The following is a 14,927-nucleotide window of genomic DNA, read 5'->3' as shown; positions in this document are numbered from 1 at the left end:
GCAAAAGGTGTTGCCGAGTCGTTATGTATGCAAGTATAAGTATTATGTCTACACATAAGGAGCCGTCATCGTGATTTTTGCAGAACGCGCCTTGCTGCCCGACGGATGGGCCGAACAGGTCAGGATCACCGTGACGGGTGGGCATATCACCGGGGTGGCTACAGCCGCAGCCCCACAACCCGGCGACACACGAGTGTCGGCGCTGCTGCCCGCGCTTTCAAACCTGCACAGCCATGCGTTCCAGCGCGCCATGGCGGGCATGACCGAACACCGCATCGCAGGCCGTGACAGTTTCTGGACATGGCGCGATCTGATGTACCGTTTTCTGGACCGCTTGACGCCTGAACAGATGGAGGCGATTGCCGCCCTTGTGTTCATGGAAATGCAAGAGGCCGGGTATGCCGCCGTTGGCGAATTCCATTATGTGCATCATCAACCGGGTGGTGGCGCTTACGCCGACATTGCCGAGCTTTCGAACCGCATCTTTGCCGCAGCCCACCTGACGGGTATCGGCCTGACGCATCTGCCGGTCCTGTACACCTACGGCGGCGCGGGTGAGCAACCCCTTGCCGCCGGGCAGTTGCGGTTTGGCAATACGGTCGATCGCTTTGCCGCCTTGCTGGAGGCCACGCGCGCCGCCGCACGCACCCTGCCCGCTGACACCCGCGTCGGGATTGCGCCGCATTCGCTGCGCGCTACCAACCCCGAGGGTCTGGCCCGCGCGCTACCTTTGGCTGCCGGAAATCCCATTCACATCCACGTTGCCGAACAGCCCAAGGAAGTGGCCGATATCGAAAGCTGGCTGGGGGCGCGGCCTGTGGAATGGTTGTTGGCTAACACCCCCATCGGTACCGATTGGTGTGCGATCCACGCCACCCATATGACAGCGCAAGAAACCGCGGCACTGGCAAACAGCGGCGCGGTTGCCGGGCTTTGCCCGATCACCGAGGCCAATCTGGGTGATGGGCCGTTCAACGGGCCGGGCTGGCTGGCAGCAGGCGGAGCGTTTGGGATCGGGTCCGACAGCAACGTCCGCATCAGCCTGACCGAAGAGCTGCGCACACTGGAATACAGTCAGCGCCTGCGCGACATTGCCCGCAATGTCATGGTTGAAAAAGACGGCTCGGTCGGTCAGTGCCTTTATGTCGGTGCGGCACTGGGCGGGGCTCAGGCTTTGGGGCGCAAATCGGGGCAGATTGAGACTGGCTTTCTTGCCGATCTGACAGCGATCGACCTGTCTCACCCGACGCTTTGTGCGCTTGCCCCCGATCAAATTCTTGATGGTCTGGCCTTTGCGGCACCCGATACCGTGATCACAGACCTGTGGTCCGCGGGCAGGCATCAAGTGAAAGAGGGGCGTCACCTCCACCGCGACCAGATCATCACCACCTGGCGAAAAGCTGTGAAAGCCTTGATCGACGCGGTTTGACCCCTTTCAGGCCCGATCCCGCAGGGTAATCAGTATCCCGGTGGCATCAGCCTCAAGTGCTATGTCTGCGCCAGTTCCCAAGGCGAACGCCCCGACAGGCAACCCGTCGCCGGAAACGGTGACGGCGCCTGAAAGGCACAGGAACCCAGCGGTTCCAGCTTCACAGTTCACCGTGGCTGGCCCAAGAATCACGTTCACCGCAGCCTCGACGGCCGTCGCGTCATAGATCAAATTCAAGTCATGGACTGGTCCACTGACCAACTTGGCATTTACGTCTTGGTCACCGGAGAAATGAACCGGCCGGTGCAGGCGCGCCTCCAGCAAGCCATCTACGGCAAGCAAATCAATCCCCGCACCATCAATCACCGTCAAAATCCGTGTCATGCCGGGAAACAGCGAAAACGGCCCGTCCGTACCGACCTCGGCAATGCTGATGCGCCATTGCCAATCCTCACCAACTGGGTGGCGCGCAACCTCACGTGTGATACCGCCCCCGTTTTTCCACGGGTTGGTCTGGAATTCATCTGGGCTCATGATGCGAAACATGGGACCAATCCTTGCCTTAAGCGTACACATAACCTTATCAAGGGTTTCACACGGGGCCAAGAGGCAGACCTGAATGGCGACAACACCGATCTTTGAGAAGACCACCTTCAGGGAGGTCATGGCAGAAATCCTGCAGCGCATCACCGAAGGCCCCTGGGGCCCCGGAACCCTGCTGCCCGGCGAAGTGGAATTGGCCGAGGAATTTAGGTGTTCGCGCACGACGATGAACCGCGCCCTGCGCGAAGTGTCAGAGCTTGGTTTTCTGGACCGAAAGCGTAAAGCCGGAACACGGGTTCGCATGGCACCGATCCGGCAAGCGCGCTTTGAGATGCCCATTGTGCGCGCGGAAGTCGAAAAGACCGGCGCGTCTTACCGGTATGCGTTGGTCAGTCGCGAAATCCTTGCAGCCCCGGAATGGCTGCGCGCACGGATGAACCTCTCGGTCGGCAGTGAAGTGGTTCATCTGGTATGCTTGCACTCTGCCAATGGCGAAGCCTTTCAGCTTGAGGACCGCTGGATTAACGGCGCGGCGCTGCCGCAAGCGTTACAGCAGGACTTTGCCGCGATCGGCCCGAATGAGTGGCTAGTTGCGACGGTCCCGTTTTCCGAGGTGGAGATCAGCTTTTTGGCGTCTGCCGCTGATGCAATCACCGTTACGCACCTTGACCACAAACTTGGCGAGCCGGTGTTCTGCGTCGAACGCGCGACATGGTGGCAAAACGCTGCGATTACGCTTGTCACCCTCAGCCACCGGCGCGGCTATCGCATGACAACGCGCTATTGACGTTTGCCTTCCGCTCCGTCGACAGTGTCACTGGTTACATTCGCAGAACCAGGAAGCGAGGAAGTCCGGATTTGCGCCCTGCGCCAGACTTCCGGAGTTGTGGCATGTATAGTCCTGAATACCCGGATCAGATGCGAGACATCGACAAACCCGCAATCCTGCGTCACCGTGCGCGCGCTGCGTGACAGCAGAAGTTCGGCGTGCGCAATGCGGATAGCCATGCTCGCCTGCGATGGCGTCATGCTCAGTGCTTCCAAAAAATGGCGTTCCAGCTTGCGGCGGCTGGTTTTCAGATGGTCGGCAAGGGCTGCCACAGTCAGCGGTGTTTCCAGCCGTTGCTGAATGGTCAGCAGCGCCTTTCGTACCAGCGGATCAGCGGTTGACAGTTCCAGCGGCAGGCCGGGTTGCGGACGTTCGGCCGCCATCGCCTCGTCGATCATCATGATGGCCAGGTGTCGCGTTGCCCTTAAATCGGCTCTGCCTCAATCTGTGTGGCGCACTATCCTGAGAACGGGAAGATTCAGGAGGGATAGTGATGATTTCAAGGAAGCACTGGTCGCCCGGGAGCGATGTTTCCGTTCAAAGCGTTGAGCGGCGCGATTCCGGCGGGTGGACTGTATCCGGCAGTCTGACACCAAACGGCATCTGCCCAGACTGTGGATTGCAATCGCGACGTCGTCACGGCTGGCGGCGTAGGCGGCTGCAGGATTATCCCGCCCATGGTGACGGGGTTACGGTAACCCTCTGGGTTTGCCGTTGGCGATGTTTGGCACCCGCCTGCCCGCGCCGGACTTTCTCGGACCAGATCGGCTCGATTGCGCGTCCTTTTGCGCGGCGCACTTCGCGTGTCGGGGAAATTGTCAGCCATCTTGGGCACGCGACCGGCGGGCGGCCTGCCGAGCGGCTCTTGCACCGCTTGGGCCTTGGGGTCAGTGATGACACGGTGCTTAGGCAGCTGAAGAACCGTGCTCAAGACACTGCCGAGCCGCCGACCGTCATCGGGATCGACGACTGGAGCTGGCGGAAGTCGCAGACCTACGGCACGATCATTGTCGATCTGGAGCGTCGCGCGGTCATCGATGTTCTCGAAGATCGTGATGTGGTCACCTGCACCGACTGGCTGAAACGACATCCCGAGGTGGAAGTGATCAGCAGAGATCGCTGCGGTCTCTACGCCCAGGCTGCCCGGCAAGGCGCGCCGCAAGCGGAACAGGTCGCCGACCGGTTTCATATCGTGCAGAACCTGCGGCAGGCTATCGAGGAGCAGATGAACCTTCACGGCCGTGCGACCGGCAGGGCGCTGCTGTCCGACGCCGACAATATCACCGCAGAGGGAAGCCTTCTGAAGTCCCGCCTTGCGCACAGGACGTCTCGGGAAGAGATTTTCACCACCATCCATGCGCTTCGAAATCAGGGGCTTACCTGCAGCGAGATTGGGCGGCGAACAGGGTTCCCTCGTCGCAGCATCGCGAAATGGCTGCAGTTCGAGACGCCGCCGGACCGCAGGCGGGCAGCTTTGAAGCCGACTTCGCCGTGGTACTTTGAAGAGTTCCTGAGCCAAAGCTGGAAGGGCGGAATTCGAACTGGAAGCGCCCTGTTCCGTCTGATCCGAGAGCGTGGCTACGAGGGGAGCCCGACGCATTTGCAGCGGCTGCTGGCGGGGTGGCGCAGAGCCGAAAAGCAAGCGAAGGGCCCTGCCTTGGAGCACCAGATCCTGGAACCGGTCCGGGACCCGGAAACGGGGCACGCGATCTCCCCGGTCATCGCGGCAGCGCTGTGTATCAAACCCCGCGGAAAACTCACCCCGGATCAGGCGCGGAAAGTCGACGCGCTCAAGGCTGGCTCTCCCGCCTTCGCAACGATGCGCTGCCTCGTCATGCGGTTCAACGGTATCCTGCGTGGCCGCGAGGCAGACCCGCTCCCTGCATGGATCGACGACGCGATCGAAACCGACCTGGCGCCCATCGTGCGCTTCGCACGCACATTGAACCGGGATTTCGATGCGGTAAAAAACGCTATCGAGATGCCCTGGAGCAACGGCCAAGCAGAAGGTCAGATTAATCGTCTGAAGACCCTCAAACGCGCCATGTACGGCCGAGCCGGGCCAGAACTGTTGAGGGCAAGAATGCTGCCCCTCCGCCACACAGATTGAGGCAGAGCCTTTAAAGGCGAGATGGCGAGTTCAACAAAATCAATGGGTGTGCTTTGCCATTAAATAGGCTCTGCCTCAATCTGTGTGGCGCACTATCCTGAGAACGGGAAGATTCAGGAGGGATAGTGATGATTTCAAGGAAGCACTGGTCGCCCGGGAGCGATGTTTCCGTTCAAAGCGTTGAGCGGCGCGATTCCGGCGGGTGGACTGTATCCGGCAGTCTGACACCAAACGGCATCTGCCCAGACTGTGGATTGCAATCGCGACGTCGTCACGGCTGGCGGCGTAGGCGGCTGCAGGATTATCCCGCCCATGGTGACGGGGTTACGGTAACCCTCTGGGTTTGCCGTTGGCGATGTTTGGCACCCGCCTGCCCGCGCCGGACTTTCTCGGACCAGATCGGCTCGATTGCGCGTCCTTTTGCGCGGCGCACTTCGCGTGTCGGGGAAATTGTCAGCCATCTTGGGCACGCGACCGGCGGGCGGCCTGCCGAGCGGCTCTTGCACCGCTTGGGCCTTGGGGTCAGTGATGACACGGTGCTTAGGCAGCTGAAGAACCGTGCTCAAGACACTGCCGAGCCGCCGACCGTCATCGGGATCGACGACTGGAGCTGGCGGAAGTCGCAGACCTACGGCACGATCATTGTCGATCTGGAGCGTCGCGCGGTCATCGATGTTCTCGAAGATCGTGATGTGGTCACCTGCACCGACTGGCTGAAACGACATCCCGAGGTGGAAGTGATCAGCAGAGATCGCTGCGGTCTCTACGCCCAGGCTGCCCGGCAAGGCGCGCCGCAAGCGGAACAGGTCGCCGACCGGTTTCATATCGTGCAGAACCTGCGGCAGGCTATCGAGGAGCAGATGAACCTTCACGGCCGTGCGACCGGCAGGGCGCTGCTGTCCGACGCCGACAATATCACCGCAGAGGGAAGCCTTCTGAAGTCCCGCCTTGCGCACAGGACGTCTCGGGAAGAGATTTTCACCACCATCCATGCGCTTCGAAATCAGGGGCTTACCTGCAGCGAGATTGGGCGGCGAACAGGGTTCCCTCGTCGCAGCATCGCGAAATGGCTGCAGTTCGAGACGCCGCCGGACCGCAGGCGGGCAGCTTTGAAGCCGACTTCGCCGTGGTACTTTGAAGAGTTCCTGAGCCAAAGCTGGAAGGGCGGAATTCGAACTGGAAGCGCCCTGTTCCGTCTGATCCGAGAGCGTGGCTACGAGGGGAGCCCGACGCATTTGCAGCGGCTGCTGGCGGGGTGGCGCAGAGCCGAAAAGCAAGCGAAGGGCCCTGCCTTGGAGCACCAGATCCTGGAACCGGTCCGGGACCCGGAAACGGGGCACGCGATCTCCCCGGTCATCGCGGCAGCGCTGTGTATCAAACCCCGCGGAAAACTCACCCCGGATCAGGCGCGGAAAGTCGACGCGCTCAAGGCTGGCTCTCCCGCCTTCGCAACGATGCGCTGCCTCGTCATGCGGTTCAACGGTATCCTGCGTGGCCGCGAGGCAGACCCGCTCCCTGCATGGATCGACGACGCGATCGAAACCGACCTGGCGCCCATCGTGCGCTTCGCACGCACATTGAACCGGGATTTCGATGCGGTAAAAAACGCTATCGAGATGCCCTGGAGCAACGGCCAAGCAGAAGGTCAGATTAATCGTCTGAAGACCCTCAAACGCGCCATGTACGGCCGAGCCGGGCCAGAACTGTTGAGGGCAAGAATGCTGCCCCTCCGCCACACAGATTGAGGCAGAGCCCGGAAATGCGGGATGATCGGCCGGGGCGGCAATCGGGTCGTATCAGGCCGGGCGCCGGCCGCGTCTAGCCCTGGACCGCCCGCGAGAGCATTCCGAACAGATCGCGCGGATCGTCGGGGTCCGCGATGATGTCAAGCCGCTGGAACAGGTCGGTCCCTTCCAGCCGGTCGCGGATATAGCAGAGCGCCGAGAAATCCTCGATGGCAAAGCCCACCCCGTCGAACAGCGTGATCTGGCGGTCCGAAGTGCGGCCGGGCGCGGTGCCGGCGATGACTTGCCACATCTCGGTGACGGGGAAGTCCTCGGGCATCTGCTGGATCTCGCCCTCGATCCGGGTTTGCGGGGTGTATTCCACGAAGACATCGGACCGGCGCAAGATGTCGCCGTGCAACTCTGTCTTGCCGGGGCAGTCGCCGCCTATGGCGTTGATGTGAACACCGGCCCCCACCATGTTGTCGGTCAGGATCGTGGCATACTGCTTGTCTGCGGTACAGGTGGTGACGATCTGCGCCCCTTCGATGGCCTCTTGCGCGGTCTTGCAGGCGGTCAACCCGATGCCCCGATCAGACAAGTTCCGCATCAGTTTGGCCGTCGCGGCGGGGTCGATGTCGTAGAGCCGCAGCTCGCTGATCCCGCAGATTGCGCGCATCGCAAGGGCCTGAAACTCGGATTGCGCGCCATTGCCGATCATCGCCATGGTCGTGGCGCCTTTGGGCGCCAGATGGCGCGCGACCATGGCGCTTGTCGCGGCGGTGCGCAGCGCCGTCAACAGCGTCATTTCGGTCAAGAGTTCAGGATAGCCGGTGTCGACACGCGCCAGAAGGCCGAAGGCGGTGACCGTCTGCAAGCCCGATTTCGTGTTCTTCGGGTGGCCGTTCACATATTTGAAACCGTAGCTGACCCCATCCGATGTCGGCATCAGCTCGATCACACCTTCGGCCGAATGGCTGGCCACGCGCGGCGTCTTGTCGAACAGGGTCCAGCGGCGGAAGTCGTCCTCGATATAGCGGGCAAGGTCGCGCAGCGCGGTCTCGACGCCGATGCTGTTGACCAGCCGCATCATGTTTTCCACGCTGACAAAGCGAATGAAGGCAAGGTCCGAGGGTTTGGGGGCGGTCATGGCGGTCCTTCAGGAATGGCTGCGGGTGGGCCGGTCAAAGACGCAGCGGCCGAACAGCGAGGCGGTCAGATCGACCATCAGAGCGGCGGTTCGCCCGCGATCGTCGAGAAACGGGTTCAGTTCCACAAGGTCCAGCGAGGTGACAAGCCCGCTGTCGTGCAGCATCTCCATCGCCAGATGCGCCTCGCGGAAGGTGGCGCCGCCCGGCACGGTGGTGCCGACGGCGGGCGCGATGGCGGGGTCGAGGAAATCGACATCCAGCGACAGGTGCAGCATGCCGTTCGCGGCCCTCACTGCGGCGATGAACTCGGCCAGCGGGGCGGCGATGCCGCGTTCGTCGATCTGGCGCATGTCGATGGCACGCATGCCCGCCGACTGAATCGCCGCGCGTTCCGGCCCGTCGACCGAGCGCAGGCCGATGAAGCAGATGTTTCGCGGCGGCACCGGATTCGCCATCGGCGGAAACCCGTCAAAGCCGGGCTGCCCGGTGACATAGCCGATGGGCGTGCCGTGCAGGTTGCCCGAGGCCGAGGTGGCCGGGCTGTGGATGTCGGGATGGGCATCCAGCCACAGGACGAACAGCGGTCGGCCTTTCGCCGCGGCGTGATCGGCCACGCCCGCCACGGTGCCCAGCGACAGCGCATGATCGCCGCCGAGGAAGATCGGAAAGCCGGTGGCCATCGCGTCACGGGCAGCATTCGACAGAAGCCTCGTCCATTCGATGTTTTCGGACCGGGCATGGACCTGCCCGGCGGGCGCGGGCGGCGGCGCCTTGGGGCCGGGCACGTCGCCCCGGTCCTCGACCCGCCAGCCAAGATCGGCCAGCGTCTCGGCAAGGCCCGCGACGCGATAGGCTTCTGGCCCCATCGAACAGCCGCGGCGGCGCTTGCCGCAATCAAGCGGCGCGCCGATCAGGATGCAGGTGCCGCCGCTCATGCCGACACCGCCGCCGTCACGATCACCTCGACCAGCAGGTCCGATCCGGCCAGCCGCGCCTCGCCGCAGGCCCGTGCAGGGGCGCAGCCTTCGGGCATCCACTCGTCCCACACCGCATTCATCGCGTCATAGTCGGCCATATGGGCAAGCCAGATCGTCGCTTGCAGGATGTCGCGGCGCGAGGATCCGGCTTCGGTCAGCAAGGCATCGACGCGGGACAGGCAGTCGCGGGTCTGCTCGGCCACGGTGGCGCCTGCGCCGACCTGTCCGCACAGCCAGATTGTGCCGTTGTGGCGGACGATGCGGCTCATCCGGGCGGTGGTGTGGAAACGCTCGATCATTTGATCCCCATGGGTGGTGCGACGGCGGCGGCGGCGGGTTCGCGGCGGCGTTCCAGATGGCGCAGATAGCGCCGCTCCAGCCAACGGAAGACCCGGGTGATGGCAAAGACGATGATGAAGTAGAGGACGGCCGCGGTGATCAGCCCCTCATAGGCCAGGTAGTAGCGCCCGTTCAGCCAGCGGCCGACGCCAAGTATGTCCTGCAGTGTGATGGTACTGGCCACGACCGAGCCGTGCAGCATGAAGATCACCTCATTGGAGTAGGCAGGAATGGCGCGGCGAAAGGCCGACGGCAGGATGATGCGGCGCAAGCGTCCGCAGTAGGAATGGCCGGTGGCGATCGCCGCCTCGACCTCGCCTGCGGGCGTATCGACGATGGCGCCGCGCAACAGCTCGGTCGAATAGGCGGCGGTGTTCAGAGTGAAGGCAATCAGCGCGCACCACCAGGCCTGCGACAGTACGGGATCCCACAGCCACGAGTCGCGGATGAAGGCAAATTGGCCCGCGCCGTAATAAAGCAGATAGGTCTGCACCAACAGCGGCGTGCCGCGAAAGACATAGGTATAGGTCCAGACCAGCGGGTTCAGCACCCGGTGGCGCGACGCACGGGCAATGGCCAGCGGCACGGCAAGCGCGGCGCCAAGCGCCAGCGACAGGAAGGTCAGGCCCAGCGTCACCCGCACGCCGACCAGGAAACGGTCGAAATTCTGGGCGATCAGCGGCAGGTCCAGCGGGAACCAGTTCAGAAAGGTTTCCATCGCTCAGGCCCTTTGCACGCCGCGGCTGTAGCGCCGTTCCAGTGCACGCAGGCCCAGGTCCGACAGCGCCGTCAGGCCAAGATAGATCACGAAGGCCGCCGCCATGAAGGTGAACAGCGCGTCAGTCGACCGGCCCGCCGCAAAGGCGTTGTAGACCAGATCCTGCAAGCCGATGACCGAGACCAGCGCCGTCGTCTTCAGCTGCACCAGCCAGTTGTTGCCGAAACCGGGCAGGGCATAGCGCACCATCTGCGGCCAGACGATGCGGCGGAACAGAAGCGGGCGCGACATGCCGATGCTGATTCCGGCTTCGATCTGGCCTCGCGGGATGGCAAGGATCGCACCGCGGAAGGTTTCGGTGAAGTAGGCGCCGAAGATCACGCCGATGGTCAGGGCGCCGGCGGCGAACTGGCTGACCTCGAGATAATCCCAGAGGCCGGTGGCAGCGCCGATGGCGTTCAGCGTGACCTGCCCGCCGAAGAAGACCAGCATGATCAGCACAAGGTCCGGCACGCCGCGCACCAGCGTCGTATAGGCGCCGGCCAGCGCCCTTGCGGTGCGGTTGGCCGATAGTTTCGCCCAGGCGCCGATCAGCCCCAGAGCCACCGAAAAGAACAGCGAGGCCAGCGCAATCTGAACCGTTGTCACCAGCCCGGCCCAAAGCTGTGATCGGTATTCGATAAGAAGATCCATGCCTGACCTCACGCAAAGGCCGGGGGCGCGGGATGCGCCCCCGGGGTCCGGTTACATCCCGTCGGGACGGCCGCCGTAGATGTCGAAGGGGAAATACTTGTCGTTGACGGTCTTGTAGGTGCCGTTGTCGCGGATCGCGGTGATCGCCGCGCTGAAGGCGTCGCGCAGTTCTTCCTCACCCTGGCGCACGGCAATGCCCACGCCTTCGCCATAGCAATCGACATCGGTATGATCGCCGGCAAGGAAGGCAAAATCCGCGCCCTCGGGTTTGGACAGGAAGCTTTCCTGCGAGATCAGCGAATCCGACAGTTGCGCGTCGATCCGGCCAAGGGCAAGGTCGCTGAACACTTCTTCCTGCGTGCCGTAAAGGACGATTTCCGCCTCGGGGAACATCTTTTCGGCATAGCACTGGTGGGTCGAGCCGCGCTGCACGCCCAGACGCTTGCCAGCCAGCCCTGTCGCCGTGCCTTCAAGGCCGGAGTCCTTCTTCGCCACCACCCGCGCCGGGGTCTTGTAATACTTCGCCGAAAAGTCGATCTGGCGCTTGCGTTCCTCGGTGATCGACATCGAGGCGACGATGGCGTCGAACTTCTTCGCCTTCAGCGCCGGGATCATCCCGTCCCAGTCCTGTTCGACCAGCTCGCAGTCGCGCTTCATCTCGGCGCACAGCGCCATGGCGATGTCGATGTCAAAGCCCGCAAGGCTGCCGTCCGCCTGCTTGAACGAGAAGGGCGGATAGGCGCCTTCGACGCCGATGCGCAGCTTGTCCTGCGCAAAAGCGCCGGTGGCAAGGGTCGCAAGGGTGGCTGCGGCGATGAGGGTCTTTCTGATCATGGTGGTTCCTCCTCTGGGTGATCAGTTCATCCGGGACAGGAAGGCCCGGAATTGGTCGGTCTGCGGGTTGCGGAAAAGCTGGTCGGGCGGGCCTTCCTCGCAGATCTGTCCCTGATGCAGGAACACGGTCCGGGATGAGACATCGCGGGCAAAGGCCATCTCATGCGTGACGACAAGCATGGTGCGCCCCTCGTCAGCCAGCGCGCGCATGACGGCCAGAACCTCGCCCACCAGTTCGGGGTCAAGGGCCGAGGTCGGCTCGTCGAACAGCATCACGTCGGGTTCCATCGCCAGCGCGCGGGCGATGGCCACGCGCTGCTGCTGGCCGCCCGACAGATGCGCGGGGTAATAGTCGGCGCGGTCCGACAGGCCGACCTTGGCCAGAAGTGCCGCGGCCTTCTCGCGCGCCTCGCGGCGCGGGGTGCCAAGCACATGCACCGGGCCTTCGGTGATGTTCTCCATCACGGTCATGTGCGACCAGAGGTTGAAGCCCTGAAACACCATCGCCAGCCTTGCCCGCATCCGTTCGACCTGGCGCAAGTCGGCGGGGCGGCGTTCGCCTTGGCGGCTGGTCATCCGCATCTCCTCGCCCTTCAGCCAGACCTTGCCGTCGGTGGGGGTCTCCAGCAGGTTGATGCAGCGCAGGAAGGTGCTTTTGCCCGAGCCTGAGGCGCCAAGGATCGCCACGACATCGCCCTTGGCGGCACTCATCGAGATGCCCTTCAACACCTCATGCCCACCAAAGCTCTTGCGGATGTTTTCGACACGGAGCGCGGGTTCGGTCATGTGGTTTCCTCTGGCTGGGGACCGAGGGCTGCAATCTCGGCCAGGGTGACGGGCTTGACGGGGGTGCGGATGCGGCCCGGCCCGAGGGTGGACGCGGGGCGGTCGGTCGCTTCGGCGATCAGCCCGATGACGGTGGTCTCGCACATCCGGCCCTGACAGGGGCCCATTCCGGTGCGCAGGCTGGTGCGCATCAGGCGCAGGCCCTCGGCGCCGGTGCAGGCGGCCTTGCGGATGGAACCGGCGGTAACCTCCTCGCAGCGGCAGACGATGGTCTCGTCCGGCGGGGCCAGGAAGGCGGAGGGCACGGAATAAGCTGCATCGAGGAACGGCCGCAGGGAAAGCGCGCGCGACAAAGCGCGGCGGAGCGGAGCGGCCCGCCGGTCGCGCCCGGCTGCATCCAGCTTTCCGGCCTGGTGCAGGATCGCCAGCGCGGCCAGCGCGCCCTTTGCACGCGCAGCCTCGGCGCCGCCGATCCCGCCGCCGTCGCCTGCAACGAACACATGGGGCTCGGACGACTGCCCCCAGGGGTCCAGCGTCGGCCGCCAGGCGCCTTGCTCCGCGTCATATTCATGCGCCAGACCCATCGAGCGGGTCAGGTGGCTTTGCGGGATCACGCCCAGATGGGTCAGCAACAGGCCGCACGTCAGGCTGTGGCTCTGCTTTCCGGTGGTGAAGTCAAAGCGGATCCGGCCGTCCTCCGTCGTCTCTGCCCGGAAGTCGGCGGCGCCCCGATACCACGGGATGCCGGCCGCGCGGATGCGGGCGATCAGACCAAGGCCCTTGATCAGGGTCGGCAGGCCGAACAGCGCGCGCGGCAGTTTCGGCAGGGCATGGGTGATCGCCGTCGGCGTCTCGACCAGCGCGACCGGCGGCGCACCTGCCGCGATCATCTGCGCCGCGACCAGATAGAGCAGCGGCCCCGCCCCGGAGAGGATGGCCTCATCCGGCACCATACCCGACTGTTTCATCAGGATTTGCGCCGCACCTGCGGGCATCAGCCCCGGCAGGGTCCAGCCCGGAAAAGGCACGGGCCGCTCCTGCGCGCCGGTGGCGATCAGGACATGCGCGGCCGGGCTGACATGACTTTGCCCGTCGCGCGACCAGATCACGCCGCGCCTTGCGTCGATGCGCCAGACGGTTGCGCGGGGCTGATGCGTGATGCCGGGATGATCGAGGCCCTGCACCAGAGCGCCACCGCGCGCGTAATCGGCCCCCAGCCAGCCGCGCCCCGCTACTGCGCCGACATTGCGGTAGATCTGCCCGCCCGCCCGCTCCTGTTCGTCCAGAAGCGTGACCGACAACCCGCCCTCCGCCGCCACCCGGGCCGCCGCCATCCCGGCTGGACCGGCGCCGATGATGACCAGATCGGCGCTCATGGCTGGTCCCCCAGCCGGCGCGCGCCGATCTGGCGCTGGATCACCATGCCCTCGCGCGCGCTCACCATGCAGGCCTGCACATTCGGGTGCCCGTCGATGGTGACAAGGCAGTCGAAACACACCCCCATCATGCAATAGGGCGCGCGCCCCGCGCCGGTGACAGGCGTCTGGCGCGTGGCGCCCCCGCTGTGCGCCAGCAGCGCCGCGGCGACGCTTTCGCCCGGCCGGGCCAGCACGGGCACCCCGTCCAGCATCAGGCGCAGGCTGCGCGGGGCGGCGCCGGGGGCGTCACGAAAGCGCGAAGCGGCGTTCATCGAAAGCCTCCAGATCCGGGGCGGCGGGATCGCCGTCGATCCATTCGGCCAGCCGTGTTGCGTGCAGGGGCGCCAGCGTGACCCCGCTGTGACAGGTGACAAGGAAGGCGCCCGGATGATCGGCGGAACGCTGGTAGATCGGATAGCCGTCCGGCGTCATGACGCGCAGCGCCGCCCAGGAGCGCAGCACGCGCAGATCGGCCAGCCGGGGCCAGACCGCGACGGCGTGCTGCGCTAGTCCCACCATCGTGGTGGTCGTCTCGGTGTCGCAGTCGGTCTCGGCCTTGGTGCCGCCGATCTGCAAACCGCCCTCATCGACCTGCCGGATCGTGCTGGAGAGGAAGGGCAGGCGGTCGGCCACCCGCTCGGTGATCATCAGCTCGCCCCGCTGCGCCCGGATCGGCGCCCGGAACTCCAGCTGCGGGCCAAGATGCGCCGCCCCCAGGCCCGCGCACAGAACCACGCGGCTGGCGCGGGTCTGACGGCCGGTCTCGTCCAAAAGGGCGAAACCAGCGCCCGCCGGGCGCACGGATACGACGCTGGCGCCGCCAGTGATGCGGACCCCGCTGGCAAGGCAGGCCTGCCGCAAGGCGAAATGCAGGCGCAGCGGGTTCACATGGCCATCAAGCGGGCAGAAACTCGCCCCGACCACGCGCTGACCGATGCCGGGCAGGCGCGCCGCAAGATCGGCGTGGTTCAGGAGTTCAAAAGATAAGCGGTCGTCCAGCGCGTTGGCCTGCCGGTGCAGGTCGTGGCCGAAAGCCTCATATTCCGCAGCGTCGGTGAAGAACTCGTAGCCGCCCTGCTGACACAGCGCCAGATCGACGTCGACCAGCCCTGACAGGCGTTTCGCAAAGTCGGGCCAGGCCTGCACCGCCTGAAAAGACCAGCGCGCATAGGGCGCATAGCCTGCGCCCTTGCCCTGCAACCAGACCAGCCCGAAATTCCCCTGCGAAGCGCGCATGTCGCCGTCGCGCCCGTCCAGCACCAGCACCTCATGCCCGCGCGCCGCAAGCCCGAGGGCCACGCACAGCCCTACGATGCCCCCGCCAATGATTGCTGTGCCTGCTTGCGCTGACATGGCCGATCTCCCCTTGCTGCAGG

16 protein-coding genes are annotated in these 14,927 nt (G+C 64.6%); 4 read left to right on the top strand and 12 right to left on the bottom strand.

Annotated features, from left to right (window positions below; genetic code table 11):
- Positions 1 to 70: 70 nt before the first annotated feature.
- Entirely contained in the window at positions 71 to 1,429 is a 1,359-nt protein-coding gene (locus D2N39_RS18950) for a formimidoylglutamate deiminase (protein ID WP_119136356.1), read from the top strand.
- A gap of 6 nt (positions 1,430 to 1,435) precedes the next feature.
- Here D2N39_RS18950 and D2N39_RS18945 read toward each other — a convergent pair whose 3' ends face one another.
- Positions 1,436 to 1,975 (bottom strand): HutD/Ves family protein, encoded by a 540-nt coding sequence (locus tag D2N39_RS18945; protein WP_158589886.1) that lies wholly within the window; start codon positions 1,973 to 1,975, stop codon positions 1,436 to 1,438.
- Between the two features lie 73 nt (positions 1,976 to 2,048).
- Here D2N39_RS18945 and D2N39_RS18940 point away from each other — a divergent pair, with 73 nt between their 5' ends.
- Positions 2,049 to 2,759 carry a GntR family transcriptional regulator gene (locus tag D2N39_RS18940; RefSeq protein WP_119136355.1) on the top strand — a complete coding sequence of 237 codons (711 nt, stop codon included), beginning with the start codon at positions 2,049 to 2,051 and terminating at the stop codon, positions 2,757 to 2,759.
- Here the strand turns inward: D2N39_RS18940 and D2N39_RS18935 are convergent.
- Positions 2,753 to 3,202 (bottom strand): helix-turn-helix domain-containing protein, encoded by a 450-nt coding sequence (locus tag D2N39_RS18935; protein WP_119136354.1) that lies wholly within the window; start codon positions 3,200 to 3,202, stop codon positions 2,753 to 2,755. The genes D2N39_RS18940 and D2N39_RS18935 overlap by 7 nt on opposite strands.
- 92 nt (positions 3,203 to 3,294) lie before the next feature.
- Here D2N39_RS18935 and D2N39_RS18930 point away from each other — a divergent pair, with 92 nt between their 5' ends.
- Both D2N39_RS18930 and D2N39_RS18925 read left to right on the top strand, forming a co-directional pair.
- A complete protein-coding gene (locus D2N39_RS18930) occupies positions 3,295 to 4,911 on the top strand; it encodes an ISL3 family transposase (protein ID WP_434622679.1) in 1,617 nt (538 codons plus the stop codon).
- Between the two features lie 128 nt (positions 4,912 to 5,039).
- Complete coding sequence (locus D2N39_RS18925) at positions 5,040 to 6,656, top strand: ISL3 family transposase (protein WP_434622679.1); 1,617 nt, start codon at positions 5,040 to 5,042, stop codon at positions 6,654 to 6,656.
- Between the two features lie 73 nt (positions 6,657 to 6,729).
- Here the strand turns inward: D2N39_RS18925 and D2N39_RS18920 are convergent, their stop codons facing one another.
- From D2N39_RS18920 to D2N39_RS18875, 10 genes are read right to left on the bottom strand one after another with little or no spacing between them, the layout of a single operon-like run.
- Positions 6,730 to 7,785, bottom strand: a complete 1,056-nt coding sequence (locus D2N39_RS18920; protein ID WP_108129929.1) for an ornithine cyclodeaminase — start codon at positions 7,783 to 7,785, stop codon at positions 6,730 to 6,732.
- Positions 7,786 to 7,794: 9 nt separating this feature from the next.
- Complete coding sequence (rocF, locus tag D2N39_RS18915; RefSeq protein ID WP_108129930.1) at positions 7,795 to 8,721, bottom strand: arginase; 927 nt, start codon at positions 8,719 to 8,721, stop codon at positions 7,795 to 7,797.
- A complete protein-coding gene (locus D2N39_RS18910; protein ID WP_108129931.1) occupies positions 8,718 to 9,062 on the bottom strand; it encodes a RidA family protein in 345 nt (114 codons plus the stop codon). The genes rocF and D2N39_RS18910 overlap by 4 nt, the downstream gene beginning before the upstream one ends.
- Positions 9,059 to 9,820 carry an ABC transporter permease gene (locus D2N39_RS18905; protein ID WP_108129932.1) on the bottom strand — a complete coding sequence of 254 codons (762 nt, stop codon included), beginning with the start codon at positions 9,818 to 9,820 and terminating at the stop codon, positions 9,059 to 9,061. Before D2N39_RS18905 ends, D2N39_RS18910 begins: the two co-directional genes overlap by 4 nt.
- Positions 9,821 to 9,823: 3 nt before the next feature.
- Complete coding sequence (locus tag D2N39_RS18900) at positions 9,824 to 10,513, bottom strand: ABC transporter permease (RefSeq protein ID WP_108129933.1); 690 nt, start codon at positions 10,511 to 10,513, stop codon at positions 9,824 to 9,826.
- Positions 10,514 to 10,564: 51 nt separating this feature from the next.
- Entirely contained in the window at positions 10,565 to 11,347 is a 783-nt protein-coding gene (locus D2N39_RS18895) for an ABC transporter substrate-binding protein (protein WP_108129934.1), read from the bottom strand.
- A 21-nt stretch (positions 11,348 to 11,368) separates the two neighbouring features.
- Entirely contained in the window at positions 11,369 to 12,133 is a 765-nt protein-coding gene (locus tag D2N39_RS18890) for an ABC transporter ATP-binding protein (RefSeq protein ID WP_108129935.1), read from the bottom strand.
- Positions 12,130 to 13,509 (bottom strand): FAD/NAD(P)-dependent oxidoreductase, encoded by a 1,380-nt coding sequence (locus tag D2N39_RS18885; protein WP_119136353.1) that lies wholly within the window; start codon positions 13,507 to 13,509, stop codon positions 12,130 to 12,132. Before D2N39_RS18885 ends, D2N39_RS18890 begins: the two co-directional genes overlap by 4 nt.
- Positions 13,506 to 13,823 carry a (2Fe-2S)-binding protein gene (locus D2N39_RS18880; RefSeq protein WP_108129937.1) on the bottom strand — a complete coding sequence of 106 codons (318 nt, stop codon included), beginning with the start codon at positions 13,821 to 13,823 and terminating at the stop codon, positions 13,506 to 13,508. The genes D2N39_RS18885 and D2N39_RS18880 overlap by 4 nt, the downstream gene beginning before the upstream one ends.
- Positions 13,798 to 14,904: an NAD(P)/FAD-dependent oxidoreductase gene (locus D2N39_RS18875; RefSeq protein ID WP_119136352.1), complete on the bottom strand. Its 1,107-nt coding sequence runs from the start codon at positions 14,902 to 14,904 to the stop codon at positions 13,798 to 13,800. Before D2N39_RS18875 ends, D2N39_RS18880 begins: the two co-directional genes overlap by 26 nt.
- Between the last annotated feature and the right edge of the window lie 23 nt (positions 14,905 to 14,927).

Source organism: Gemmobacter lutimaris, from assembly GCF_003570715.1.
In the GTDB taxonomy this organism is placed as follows: domain Bacteria; phylum Pseudomonadota; class Alphaproteobacteria; order Rhodobacterales; family Rhodobacteraceae; genus Gemmobacter; species Gemmobacter lutimaris.
Note: the sequence above shows the minus strand (reverse complement) of the source record. Positions and strands in the feature narration are given on the sequence as shown.